At 52.0% G+C, this 12,674-nt stretch carries 12 protein-coding genes; 4 read left to right on the top strand and 8 right to left on the bottom strand.

The window, feature by feature from the left end; genetic code table 11:
• Positions 1 to 7: 7 nt before the first annotated feature.
• Together NYE24_RS31400 and NYE24_RS31395 are read right to left on the bottom strand one after the other, a co-directional pair.
• Positions 8 to 445 carry a LytTR family DNA-binding domain-containing protein gene (locus NYE24_RS31400; RefSeq protein WP_342477507.1) on the bottom strand — a complete coding sequence of 146 codons (438 nt, stop codon included), beginning with the start codon at positions 443 to 445 and terminating at the stop codon, positions 8 to 10.
• Between the two features lie 207 nt (positions 446 to 652).
• Positions 653 to 928 carry a CD3324 family protein gene (locus tag NYE24_RS31395; protein ID WP_036695930.1) on the bottom strand — a complete coding sequence of 92 codons (276 nt, stop codon included), beginning with the start codon at positions 926 to 928 and terminating at the stop codon, positions 653 to 655.
• Between the two features lie 380 nt (positions 929 to 1,308).
• Here NYE24_RS31395 and NYE24_RS31390 point away from each other — a divergent pair, with 380 nt between their 5' ends.
• On the top strand, positions 1,309 to 3,000 hold the full coding sequence (locus NYE24_RS31390; RefSeq protein ID WP_342477506.1) for a M3 family oligoendopeptidase: 1,692 nt from the start codon (positions 1,309 to 1,311) through the stop codon (positions 2,998 to 3,000).
• 143 nt (positions 3,001 to 3,143) lie between these two features.
• Here the strand turns inward: NYE24_RS31390 and NYE24_RS31385 are convergent, their stop codons facing one another.
• The 3 genes from NYE24_RS31385 to NYE24_RS31375 are packed head-to-tail and all read right to left on the bottom strand — an operon-like array spanning position 3,144 to position 5,508.
• Complete coding sequence (locus tag NYE24_RS31385; protein ID WP_342477505.1) at positions 3,144 to 3,530, bottom strand: DUF1801 domain-containing protein; 387 nt, start codon at positions 3,528 to 3,530, stop codon at positions 3,144 to 3,146.
• A 26-nt stretch (positions 3,531 to 3,556) separates the two neighbouring features.
• Positions 3,557 to 4,525, bottom strand: coding sequence for an aminoglycoside phosphotransferase family protein (locus tag NYE24_RS31380; RefSeq protein WP_342477504.1), 969 nt, complete (start codon positions 4,523 to 4,525; stop codon positions 3,557 to 3,559).
• Positions 4,526 to 4,575: 50 nt separating this feature from the next.
• Complete coding sequence (locus NYE24_RS31375) at positions 4,576 to 5,508, bottom strand: alpha/beta hydrolase-fold protein (RefSeq protein WP_342477503.1); 933 nt, start codon at positions 5,506 to 5,508, stop codon at positions 4,576 to 4,578.
• Positions 5,509 to 5,776: 268 nt separating this feature from the next.
• On the opposite strand from NYE24_RS31375, the gene NYE24_RS31370 reads away from it, so the two are divergent.
• On the top strand, positions 5,777 to 6,268 hold the full coding sequence (locus NYE24_RS31370; RefSeq protein ID WP_051493639.1) for a sigma-70 family RNA polymerase sigma factor: 492 nt from the start codon (positions 5,777 to 5,779) through the stop codon (positions 6,266 to 6,268).
• A 20-nt stretch (positions 6,269 to 6,288) separates the two neighbouring features.
• Positions 6,289 to 7,809, top strand: coding sequence for a DUF4179 domain-containing protein (locus NYE24_RS31365; protein ID WP_342477502.1), 1,521 nt, complete (start codon positions 6,289 to 6,291; stop codon positions 7,807 to 7,809).
• A gap of 80 nt (positions 7,810 to 7,889) precedes the next feature.
• Here NYE24_RS31365 and NYE24_RS31360 read toward each other — a convergent pair whose 3' ends face one another.
• Entirely contained in the window at positions 7,890 to 9,128 is a 1,239-nt protein-coding gene (locus NYE24_RS31360) for an RICIN domain-containing protein (protein ID WP_342477501.1), read from the bottom strand.
• A gap of 299 nt (positions 9,129 to 9,427) precedes the next feature.
• Entirely contained in the window at positions 9,428 to 10,075 is a 648-nt protein-coding gene (locus tag NYE24_RS31355) for a hypothetical protein (protein WP_036695922.1), read from the bottom strand.
• Between the two features lie 175 nt (positions 10,076 to 10,250).
• Here NYE24_RS31355 and NYE24_RS31350 point away from each other — a divergent pair, with 175 nt between their 5' ends.
• Positions 10,251 to 11,138, top strand: coding sequence for a fructose bisphosphate aldolase (locus tag NYE24_RS31350; protein ID WP_342477500.1), 888 nt, complete (start codon positions 10,251 to 10,253; stop codon positions 11,136 to 11,138).
• A 372-nt stretch (positions 11,139 to 11,510) separates the two neighbouring features.
• Here the strand turns inward: NYE24_RS31350 and NYE24_RS31345 are convergent, their stop codons facing one another.
• Positions 11,511 to 12,560, bottom strand: coding sequence for an Atu2307/SP_0267 family LLM class monooxygenase (locus tag NYE24_RS31345; RefSeq protein WP_342477499.1), 1,050 nt, complete (start codon positions 12,558 to 12,560; stop codon positions 11,511 to 11,513).
• Positions 12,561 to 12,674: the final 114 nt, after the last annotated feature.

Raw genomic sequence — 12,674 nt, 5'->3', positions numbered from 1 at the left:
AGCACAGCTATAACCCTAACTTCCGTTTGAGCACCGGGACATATTGTCTGGAGATGTGGACTTTCTCACCGTTGTGCAGCAGCGCCTCGTATCTTCCGTAGAGCACCGGGCGGAGCGACTCGATCTTGGCCACATTCAGGATGCTGGATTTGGAGGCCCTGAAAAAATCACCAGACTCATACTCCGTCTCCAGCTCATACAGCTTCAGCCTCGACTCATACACCTTCTCCTGGCAGTAGATGAACACCTTATGGTCCACCGCCTCGAAGTAATAGACATCACACGGATGGATGATGTGCATCTGTAGCCCGGTCATACCAATCAGCTTCCTGGGGCCTGCGTTCACCGAGTGGATCAGCGCCAGCAAGTCTTCATCCGGGTCATTGCACCTCAGAATAATTTCAGGCTCACCGCCCTCCGGAACCTGCTCAATCGTGATTTTCACCGCCACCGCCTCCTGCATTCTCTCCCTACAACTACAGTATATTTTTGTCAAAAGACTTATACAATGGCCTTTGCGCAAGCTGCACTCTGGCGGGTTCAAGCTGCAGGTTTGGTTGGTTCAATTCCTTGGTTGGCTCTCTAACTGGTCCGCCTAATTGCAGGCTTCAGCCGACGACGCCGTGTTATATAAGCAGCAAAAACCCGCAGATCAGCTCTGCGGGTTCTTGGAATATACAATTTTACGGATGCTATCGATAGATAAGCCGTATTGCTCACACAATTGGTCCAACTCTGCACCTTTTTGGAAGCGGCTACGGATCTCAGCATTGCGGACTTTATAGTAATCGGCTGCCCCTGAGCTTTCGCCCCATTTTCTGCGTTTACTCTTGCAGGTTGGGATATACAGGGCTTCCCCTTGAATATATTGCTGAATCTCCTTCAGCAGGTGGTCTGGCAACAGCTTTGCTGCATTTACACATTGCATATCTGGCTCGCTCCTTAAAATTTATTAATCTTTTAAGGGCAAAGCCTGTGTAAATAACTGTATTACTTAAAACATACTTCAGGCGAATAAATCCGCTCCATGCCAAGCTTTCGCCTTAGTTATTTCACAGGCTTTGCATGGAGCGTGCCGTTCACATACTGACTCATCCGAAACATGGCCATCACCTCCCGGGATTCTGGAATTGGTGCAGATTAACTCTATTCTAGAATAATATCCATATTGGTTCAACAACGGATGTGCACTGTGCCAGAAGTATAGCGTTTAGCTATAATCAAATATTACCGGAAGAACATTAGTTTTTTGCGGGCGCCGATTATATAATAGAAACTATATGGTAAAGAAAGGATGCGATACAGCAAATGAAATTCTCAGAATATGTATACGAACGCCCGGATGTGGAACAATTCAAGCAGGAGTTCACCACTTTGCTAAAGGACCTGGAGACAGGCAATCTGGAGGAGCAAAAGGCTGCCGTGGCAGCAATCAATAAGCTGCGCAGCCGCTTCGATACGATGGAGACCCTCGTGAGTGTCCGCCACTCCATCGATACGGAGGATGCATTCTACAAGGCAGAGCAGGATTATATGGACGAGACCGGACCGGTGATCCAGGAATACATCACGGATTACTACAGAGCCCTTGTCAATTCCAAGTACAGAGCCGAGTTCGAGCAGGTATGGGGAACACAGCTCTTAAGCTTGGCCGAGATCTCACTACGCACCTTCAGTCCTGAAGTAATTGAAGATCTGCAACTGGAGAATAAGCTGTCCTCCGAATACTCCCAATTGATCGCGTCCGCCAAAATCATGTTCCAGGGCGAAGAACGCACGCTGGCACAGCTGATTCCGTTCGATTCTTCCACGGACCGTGAAGTTCGCAAAGGCGTATTCGAGGCCCGTAATGCCTTCATGGCAGAGCATGAACCCGAATTCGACCGGATCTATGACGAGCTGGTGAAGGTCCGGGCAGGAATCGCTGCCAAGCTGGGATACAAGAGCTTCGTGGAGCTCGGGTATGACCGGATGGGACGTACCGATTATAATGCTGAGATGGTGGCGGGCTTCCGCAAGCAGGTGCATGAGCATATCGTGCCGGTTGCGGGGAAGCTGAAGCAGCGCCAGCGCGAACGCCTTCAGCTGGACGGACTGAAATTTTACGATGAGGGTATTAAGTTCAATTCCGGCAACGCTACCCCTAAGGGCGACCCGGACTGGATCGTGGCGAATGGTGCGAAGATGTACCAGGAGATGTCCCCGCAGACCGGTGAATTCTTCAGCTTCATGCAGGAGAACGGGCTGATAGATCTGGTCAGCAAAAAAGGCAAGGAATTCGGCGGCTACTGCACCTTCTTCAGCGACTACCGTGCTCCGTTTATTTTCTCCAACTTCAATGGTACCTCCGGGGATATCGATGTGCTGACCCATGAGGTCGGGCATGCGTTCCAAGCGTATTCCAGCCGGAATATGGAGGTTCCTGAATATACGTTCCCGACCTCCGAAGCCGCTGAGATTCATTCGATGAGTATGGAGTTCTTCGCTTGGCCATGGATGGACCTGTTCTTCAAGGAGGAGGCGGACAAGTACCGTTTCAACCACCTGGCGGACAGTCTGGAGTTCATTCCTTACGGCGTATCTGTGGATGAATTCCAGCATTTTGTGTACGAGCATCCCGAAGCTACACCGCAGGAACGCAAACAGGCTTGGCGGGACATTGAGCGAAAATATCTGCCCCACCGTGATTATGACGGCAATGCTTATCTGGAGCAAGGCGGCTTCTGGCATAAGCAGGCCCATATTTTCCGCTCCCCGTTCTACTATATCGACTATACCCTGGCCCAGCTCTGCGCCTTCCAGTTCTGGAAACGCTCGAATGAGGACTTCACCTCGGCCTGGCCGGATTATCTGAAGCTCTGCCAGGCTGGAGGCAGCCGCTCCTTCACGGAGCTGGTGAAGCTTGCCGGTTTAACCTCCCCGTTCGAGGATGGCTGTATCGGCTCTATCATTGGTGAGATTGAGGGCTGGCTGAACAGCATAGACGATAAGGCGCTGTAGGGGCGAGGATTCATACACCGAATACAATTAAGTTACATTCACCATCAAGCACAGCGTCAACTATTAGGGGCTGTCCCAAGTAGCCACTTCATGGCTTCGGGACAGCCCCTAATTTTAAGTTGGATCGATATGAGCACGCTCTCTTATTTCTTCTTCCCCTTCTCTGCGGCCTGCTGCTGATTCTCCTCTACTCTGAATTTGACGATTCTGGCAATGAGATCATAGGGGAGCGGCTCCTTGATGGGGAACTGTACCGAACCCTTGGCTCCTTTGTACCGCGCCAGCTCCTCCTTGAAGGCTTCAATTCCCCGGGGTGCAGGATAGAACCCAATATGATTCTTGAAGGCGGCAAAATGCACCAGATTCTTATGCAGGAACCAGGTCGGCATCTGGTAGCTGATCTTCTCCACTGCCTCCGGTGCAGCTTCCGAAATGACCTTACGCAAGGTCTGCAGAAGCTCCTGGACCTCCGGCGCAAAGTCCGCAATATACTGGTCAACCGATTCATAGGTAACTTTATTCTTGTCCACTTACGCTTCATCTCCCTTGGGTTGGTTCATAGATCTTCAAGCCATTGCAGGCATACCGGAATGAAACCGGCATAGTCATTCAGCGCTTGCAGGGTAGGCAGTACCTGGCTCGTTCCAAGCTCCCGCTCGGAAATATCCGGCCCTTCCAGTCCCAGAGACCGCCGAATGCTATACTCCAGCCAGCCTATTTTACCGTGGAAGCCGCTGCTCAGCACTTCTGGCCAGGGATCAGTAATCTCTCCCCCTTGATGACGGTAAGCATGAATCACTGCACAGAAATCTGCCATACGGATGTGACCACTCTCAAAGTCTGACCAATAGAGCGCTACTTCCATCAGCTCCTGCGCCGGGTTAACCCAGCCTGCGGCCTCCCAGTCAATGATCACGGGCTGACCTTCAGAGCTCCACAGTACATTCTTCGGGTCCAGATCCCGGTGGCTGATGACTCTGTTCCCGCCAAGGACCGTCATAGCGGCGTTGACCTGCTTGCCATAACAGCTTAGCTTGTCCAGATTAGCCTTAAGGGGTACAGCCCACGAGAGGCCCATTGCTTCACCCTGCAAGGCATACCCCAGCCAATCTGTCCGCAATTCCTCCACTGTGCTGTCCCTTTGGAGCTCGTTATGGAGGGGGGTGAAATCCGCCGCATGGATGTCAGCCAGAGCTTGTCCGATCAGAATGCAGTGCTCCAGCCCCGCTTCAGCCGCAGAGACGGAACGGCCTTCTATCCAAGGGAACAGCAGATAATATTGCCCGTCCGCTTCATGTATACAGCTTCCCTCATAGAGAAGTGCAGGAAGTGCGCTCACTCCCTGCCTGCGGGCCTGCACGGCTACCTTCTCGGCTGCTATCATGTTGTTCATCACAGCTTCCTTCCGCATGAGCTGCGGGTTGAGCGCCTTCACTGCATACTCTGCCTGATTCGTGGTCACACGATACATCCGGTGGAGGAAACCGCCGGAGATTTGCTCCGGCACCCCACTCAGTAAGCCCAACTTATATGTAGCACACAGCTTTTCAAAATTCAAATTGTAATTCGTTAGCGTCATGATCCCTTCGTCCTCCCGGCATAGAACTTCAAATATTCGTCCATATGGCTCTTCCAATAGTCCCCGTCATGCTGGCCTGCTCTGAGGTGATATTCCACCGGCACGCCCTTTCCTTTAAGCAGGGTATACAGCTGCTCTGTGCCTTCATAGAACCGGTAGCTGTCCTCCGCCCCGCAGTCCAGGTAGATACTCAACTTCGATAAGTCCCTGTTCTGCGCCAAAAGAAGCGGATCACGCTCCTGCCGCAGCGCTTCCGTCGGATAGAGAAGCTGGACCAGGCCGTTCTCGCCTCCGGCAAGAGACCAGTCATCCAGGAACAGCGCCGGGCTATGCCCGCCAACCTTACTATAGATATCACTATGCAAAAACGCCGAATGCAAGCTGATAAAACCACCCATCGATATGCCGCCAATATAGCGGGAACCGCGCTCAGCCAGAGTATTGAAATGCGTATCTGTATACTTCACAACATCCTCGACCAAATAATCCTCATACCGTTCACCACCCAGCGCTGTGGGATCACCCGGATTAGCTATAGCATTCAGTCCATAGCTGTTGTCCATCTGGGGAGCAACGATTATGAGCGGCTCGATTTGACCGTTCTCAATCAGTCGGTCAGCATTCTGCTGAAGCTCCAGCCCGCCCCACATATCTGTTTCTTTGCTGCCATAGCCATGGATGAAATAGAGTACCGGATAACGCTGAGAAGCCTTGTACCCTGCGGGAAGATAGACACTAAGCCGCATCTCCCGGTCCAGGGCCTCACTTTGAAAAACCAGATTCTGAACGCCAGGGCTTTGCAAGGGTGCCATCTCAACCTTGTCTGCCGCCTCTTCAGACGCTTCGCCTGAGTTCCGTGAACAACCTCCCAGCATTATACACAGTATGATCAGAAACAGATACAGCCTGAAGCCTCGAGAACCTTTCATATCGGCCGCCTCCCGTTCTCCGCTACAATCGTAGCGCTTACATTAAACAATATCATGGATTTGGATATTAATGGTAGGACAATTATGTTGTCTATGTATTATTAGGTCAGCCAGAAACTACTGGTTGGCCTATCTTCTATGTGTTTTAATAAAAATCAATCGTTTTTCCGGTCAGCTCCGTCTTACTTATAAAAACATATTTCGAGGACGACTTCTTCCATAGACCAACACAATAAGGAAGAGGGGATGGTGAATGGGGGGGAAGACAATGAACAAAACCAATACAGCAGATCTGTCGCTGATGGATGAAGAGGTGTTCTATGAGCGGCTAGCAAGTGAGCACCGTAAACTGTATGCGCTCGCTTACAGCTATCTGCGCTCAGAAGCAGATGCCCTGGAAGCGGTGCAAGAAGCCTCATGCCGGGCCTGGATGAAGCGCAAACAGCTTAAGAACGAGCAGGCCTTCACACCTTGGCTACTCCGTATTACCATCAACTGCTGCATGGATGAGCTAAGGCGTAAAAAACGCGTTGTGCTGACGGAAAGGCCGGAGGAGGAGACCCAGGAGATGAAGAGCAGCGATCGTCTCGATCTGGAGCGCGCCATGAGCCGGCTAAAGCCGAAATACCGGCATGCCGTGATGCTCAAATATTACCAGGATATGACAACCACCGAAATTGCCAAGGTACTGAATAAGCCCGAAGGCACGATCAAAACCTGGATGCGTCAAGGACTCATGCAGCTGCGGAAATATCTATGAGTAAATAGGAGGTGAAGGAAATGTTAGCAAAAGAAGAGCGTGTCCTAAAACAGGATGCACAAGAGGTCCATCTTCATGCAAAGGAGATTAAGGAATTGAAAATATATAATGCAATGCGCAGTGGAATGGCACAAGGGAAAAAACGCAGCAAACGGCGTTTCTATTCCTATGGGGCCGGCGCTGTATTAGCCGCGGCCGCAGCTATTTTTGTGATTGTCTCATCCATCGGCTTACCGGCCGGAGGTACAGACGATTCCGTCCTCGGCGGTTCAGTGCAGGCGGTCAGCACCACAAGCTGGAATGATTTTGCAGACTATCGCAGACAGCCATTAACGAACCGGCTGGTTGGCGGCATCCTGGAACGAAATCTGGTAAAGCCGGTCCGTCAAAGCGCATCAAACAAAGGATACCGTATGGATGTGGATGGCGCCGTCACGGATGGCCGTAAAGTGTATATCCTATTCAATGTGCACAACGGTACGGATCAAGAAGTTATTCCTGCGGATACGAAAATTCAATTCGGTGATTTCGAGGTTCCATATCCGCATCGGGGCGCAGCCCTGGAATTAGCGAACAGTGGCGAATCCAGAATTCAGCCTGGCGAAAACAAGAATTTTATTTATTCCACCAACTATCCTGCTTCCATCACTGATTCCAAGGATCTGAAGTTCACTCTAATTCTCACCGGAACGTCCGAACAGGCGCTCGCTTCCAGCAGCAGCAAGTATCGGACCAGCCTGGAGGTATCGTTTCAGCTTGATCCAGACGATTTCAAAGACCAGGTGCGCACGCTGCCTGTGAATCGCACGCTTACAGTGGACGGTCAACAGATTATAGTGCACCAAGTACAGTATACTCCGTTCAATACTTATGTCGATCTGGAGTATGACAAGGCGAACACCAAACAGATTTTCAGCCTGCTGAATCCTGTTCTGACCGCAACAACCGGGAGCCAAACCGAGAAATTGGTGTATCCGGGTAGAATCACGTCCAATAATTCCGAGGTGTACAAAGACTCCTCGCAGGCAACGCTGGTGTTCAGGTATACCGGGCTCAACCAGCCGGACTCCATCTCGCTGAAAATTGCCGGTATCTCGGCGCTGGAGCCGGAGCATATGAAATTTGTGGTCGATCTGAACAAGCAGCAAGTGATTGAAGCACCGGCAGACGATTGGGAAATGGTCACCTCCAAAAAAGAACATAATGCAACGGCGGAAGAGATTCTGCTCCGGCGTAAGGTGACCAACATGTTTTATTATACTGATTCGCAAGGGGCAGTACAGGCAGAGTACATCGGTGCAGGGCTGGACGACAAATTCACCGATGCGAACGGCCAGGTGCATGATAGAGCCAATCGGGAAACGCCACTAATCAACTTCGGCGGCACCATGATCTCTGGAGACGGTACGGGAATTGATGAGATGAGTTTATCTTTTGACAGTCAAGCTGCAGATTATCCGCAGCCGCTTACCCTATCGGTATCGCGCATTTGGAATCCAATTATGGAGACGCAGAGCATTGAGCTGTTCTCAAAGAAATAGACTACAGCAAGAAGCCCCGCCCAGCCGACAGGCTTGCGGGGCTTCTTGCTTATTTATCTGGACTTTGGAACTTCCACTCCCTAATTAATTTTGGTAAGCTGCCACTTCTGGGCATCGGTTCCGTTATCTGTCCATTGCTGCACGACGGCTCCATCTGCGGTAGAGGAGTTCGAGACATCCATGGCCAGCCCGCTGGCTTTGGAGATCAGCTTGTAGTATCCGCCGCCCACATCGACGATGCTCCACCGCTGGGCGTTGCTGCCGTTGTCATTCGCCTGCTGGAGCTGGACTCCGCTGGCCGTGGAAGCATTCGGCACATCAAGCAGTTTGCCGCTATGCATCGCTGTAAGTTTGTAGAAGCCGTCTCCTGTGCTCTCCACTCTGAACTGCTGATTGGTTGCAGTGTAATTAGTCCACTGATGCATTTTGGCTCCGTCTGCTGTAGATACATCCGTCACATCCAGTACCTTGCCGCTTGCCTTGTTCATCAAGGTGTAGACCCCTCCGCTGACAATTCCGCTCGAAGGAGCACCCGCCTGATACACCCGCACATAATCCACCAGCATCTGCGCCGGGAAGCTGGTTGAGGCATTCGGAGCACCCGGCCAGTTGCCGCCCACCGCGAGGTTCAACAGCAGGAAGAACGGTTTCTGGAATTCCTCCGTATTTCCGGTTCCGTTCTCAATATAGAATTCATTGAACTGGTAACCGTCCACGAACCATCTGATGTACTTGGAATCCCACTCTACGCTGTACACATGATATTGAGAGAAGTCCAGATTGCCTGACACCCGCCCAAATTCGGCATGGCCTCCTGCATCCCAGTGCACCGTGCCGTTAACGGCAGCGTTATTGTTTACCCGCTCCATAATATCGATCTCGCCGCAGGCCGGCCAATAGGCGGTATTAATATTGGAGCCTAGCATCCAGAACGCAGGCCATAACCCTTGGCCGGACGGCAGCTTGATTCTGGCTTCGATTTTGCCGTATGTGAAATTCTTAAGCCCCTGCGTCTTGATCCGCGCCGAGGTATAGTTCATGCCTTCATAGGATTCTTTCTGCGCAGTGATGACCAGATTGCCGCCAGTCACCTTCAGATTCTGTGAACGGTTAGTATAGTATTGCAATTCATTATTGCCCCAGCCCCCGGTGCCTGTGCCAATCTCGGCTGTCCAGTTCCCGGTATTGAGTGAAGAACCGTCGAACTCGTCGCTCCAGGCCAGATTCCAGGTTGCTGCGCTTGCGCTCCCTGCAGGCACCAGTGCGATTAATAACGCGAACAGCATGAACAAGCTTAAGACTTTACCTCTTCTAAACATCTTCGTCCTCCTCTTTTGGCGTTTCAAAGTTGCCAGCCTTATTTCAATGCACGCGTACGTTCGCGCAGTTGAAACCTTTCCCAACCGGTTTCGGACATGAATATGGTAGCGCCTTCTTCTGCTACATCCCATATATATCGCTTTTGGTTCCCGGAAGAACCAGAAATTTGACAATTTAGCGAACCCGGCGGAACGGAGCAGCTGGCCTTCGGACGACACTGCCTCATCAGCCCTAAACACAGCAAAAAACCGCTCCCGAGCGGAGGCGGTTCCTGCTTTTGCAAAGAGTTGTTGCCGTACTACTCGAGTCCGTGCTCTTCGCGGATCTTATACATCCCTTGTACGAGCAGCTCCGAAGGATCACGGTTAAGCTGCATATGCGTCAGTAACAGATGGAGCGGGATAGCGCATACGTTATTCCCGTCCGTGATTGCAGGGAAGCCTGCTTCAAAGACCGGTCCATGCTCCTCGTTCCAGGCCAGTCCGGCATGCACCTGCTCCGGTGCGAACTCCTCTGTTACAGCGGCGATACACATCGGAACCAGCACATTGTCGACAGCGGCCTTGGCTTCCTCTTCACTGGCGAGCGGCTTAGGCATGGAGTTGCCTCCCTTGGTCTTCATCAGCTCGTGGAAGAAGGACGCCATCCAGATCTCCGGACTGTTGCCGGACTGGAACCGGCCAGCCAGCTCACGAAGGAAGAAGCCGCAGTAATAATCAGCGTTATCGTTATCCTTTACACGGAATACAAATACCGGGCCGTAGTTGTCCAGGTTCAGCACCTGTCCTTCCACATCGCTGAAGCTCATTTTGAGCGCTACAATGCCGTTATGAAAAACAGCCTTGAGCAGCTCATTCCAGTTCTCTTCGGTCATGGCCTTCTCGGCAGCTTCCGCTTCACCGTTCACCGGCTCATTCGTGGTGTCATTGGTTGTTTCGTTTGTCATTGTTAAATTCACCCCACTTTCTATCATACCATCCTATTGAACAAGGTAACATACCCTATCTCTCAGGCACAAATGGAAAGGTCTGCCGGACCCGGATGTATGTCCTTATGCGCAAGTGCTATACTAGACAGGGTACAGTAACCATCTCATCTTGCAGAAGGGAATGACCCTAACCATGAATACCGAACAATTAGACCGAATTCACACTGGCCAAGGCTTTATAGCTGCTCTGGACCAGAGCGGAGGAAGCACCCCCAAAGCGCTGCTGCAATACGGTATTAAGGAAGACCGTTATTCAGGGGACGAAGAGATGTACACCATGGTTCATAGCATGAGAACACGCATTATTCAGAGTCCCGCCTTTACAAGCGAGCATATTCTCGGTGCAATTCTGTTCGAGAACACGATGGACCGCCTTATAGACGGGCAATATACCGCCGATTATCTGTGGGAGCAGAAGGGCGTCGTGCCTTTTCTCAAAATTGACCAGGGACTGGCCGCTCCTCAGCATGGAGTCCAGCTCATGAAGCCTATTCCCGCCCTCGATGCCCTGCTGAAGCGGGCAGTCAGCAAGCATATCTTCGGCACCAAGATGCGCTCCGTGATCCATGAGGCGAACCCGGAGGGTATCCGGCAGGCCGTTCAGCAGCAGTTCGGGCTGGCCCGGCAGATCGCCGCCTTCGGACTGGTTCCGATTATTGAACCGGAAGTAGATATCCTCAGCAAGGACAAGCAGGAATCAGAGCAATTGCTGAAGCGGGAACTGGCCGCACGCTTGTCTGAGCTGCCAGATGACGTGAAGGTCATGCTTAAGCTGTCGATCCCGACAGAGGATAATTTATACAGCGAGCTCGCCGCAGATCCCCATGTGGTTCGGATCGTAGCCCTCTCAGGAGGGTATACCCAGGCTGAAGCCAACGAGAAGCTGGCCCGCCAGCATGGAGTGATTGCCAGCTTCTCCCGCGCCTTATCCCAGGGTCTCAGCGATCAGCAGACGGAAGAGGAATTCGGTAGCACCCTGGCTGCGTCGATCCAGGCCATCTATGAGGCTTCGATTACTTGATCAGATCCATGCTCATTTAAGCTCATAGCTTCATATACAGAAGAGGACCCCAGGCCTAGTGCCGCAGGGTCCTCTTCTGTATATTCCGAATAGAAGTTCAGAACTCAAAACTACTCCTGATAATCACCGGCTGATCGCTACTGTCACCGCAACAAATCTAAAGTGTTGCAGAATCTGCAACTTTCAGCTCTGTATACCTGGGTATGCAGGAGAGATGTTGCATGATATACAGGATTTCTCGAGCTAATCCGCACAAAAGAGAGGGAAATGCTGCCTTTCCTGCAACAATCTTGGATCAAGTCCTGGTTAGTGGAGAGAATGTTGTATTTCAGGCAGAATTTCATAGCAGTAATGCTCTTGCCCTAGCAGGAGCTATGCTTGCGTAAGCCGTTTAATGCCCTCCCGCACCCTAGGCGCTACCTCTGTCCCGAAGAGACGGATGGCCTGCATCACCTGGGCATGCGGCATGGAGCCGTGCGGGACATGCAGCAAGAAGCGGGTGATCCCTACATGCTCGTAGAGGTGAATGATTTTGCGGGCAACTGTGTCCGGGTCCCCCACATATAGAGCACCGTCAAAGCTGCGGGCGGCATCGTAATCCGTACGTTGATAAGAAGGGAGTCCCTTCTCCACCGCCCGGACATTCGTCCGTGCATGTGTAGACGGGAAGAAGCCCTCTACCGCAAGCTCGTCCGTCTCCGCAACATAACCATGAGAGTGTGAGGCAATCGGAAGCTTGGACACATCATGACCAGCCTTGGCTGCTGCCTCCTTGTAGAGCCGTACATGCATGGCATAATCGGAAGGGTTCACATTGCCGATAATCGCCAGGGCAAAGGGCAGACCCAGAGTACCCGCACGGACCGCAGACTCCGGAGTTCCCGCACTCGCAATCCATACGGGCAGCGGATTCTGCTCCGGACGCGGATAGATCTCCAGATTCGTTATGGCTGGACGGTGCTTGCCGCTCCAGCTCACCTTGCCGGGCTCCCGCAGCTTGAGCAGCAGGTCCAGCTTCTCGTCAAACAGCTCTTCGTAGTCCTTCAGATCATAGCCGAACAGAGGAAACGACTCGGTGAACGAGCCCCGGCCCACCATAATCTCGGCACGGCCACCCGATATTCCGTCCAGTGTAGCGAAATCCTGAAATACCCGCACCGGATCGGCTGAGGACAGAATCATGACCGCACTGGTCAGGCGGATTCGGGTCGTCAGCGGTACAGCCGCCGCCATCAGCACAGCAGGCGATGAAGCTGCAAAATCAGGCCGGTGATGCTCACCCACGCCGTATACATCCAGTCCTACCTGATCCGCAAGCACGATCTCCTCCACCACTTCACGCAGCCGCTCCGCATGGCTTAGAGTCACTCCGGTATTCACGTCAGGCGTTGTCTCGACAAAGGTGCTTATTCCAAGTTCCACGTATTGTTCCTCCTAGAAGTCAGTAATCTTTATATTCTAAAACTAAATAGTCAAATATTCAAAGAAAACTTTAACCTGCAGCAGGGCAGGGTGCCCCGGCTGTGTCAACAGCCC

It is taken from the genome of Paenibacillus sp. FSL H7-0350 (assembly GCF_038593195.1).
In the GTDB taxonomy this organism is placed as follows: domain Bacteria; phylum Bacillota; class Bacilli; order Paenibacillales; family Paenibacillaceae; genus Paenibacillus_AQ.
Note: the sequence above shows the minus strand (reverse complement) of the source record. Positions and strands in the feature narration are given on the sequence as shown.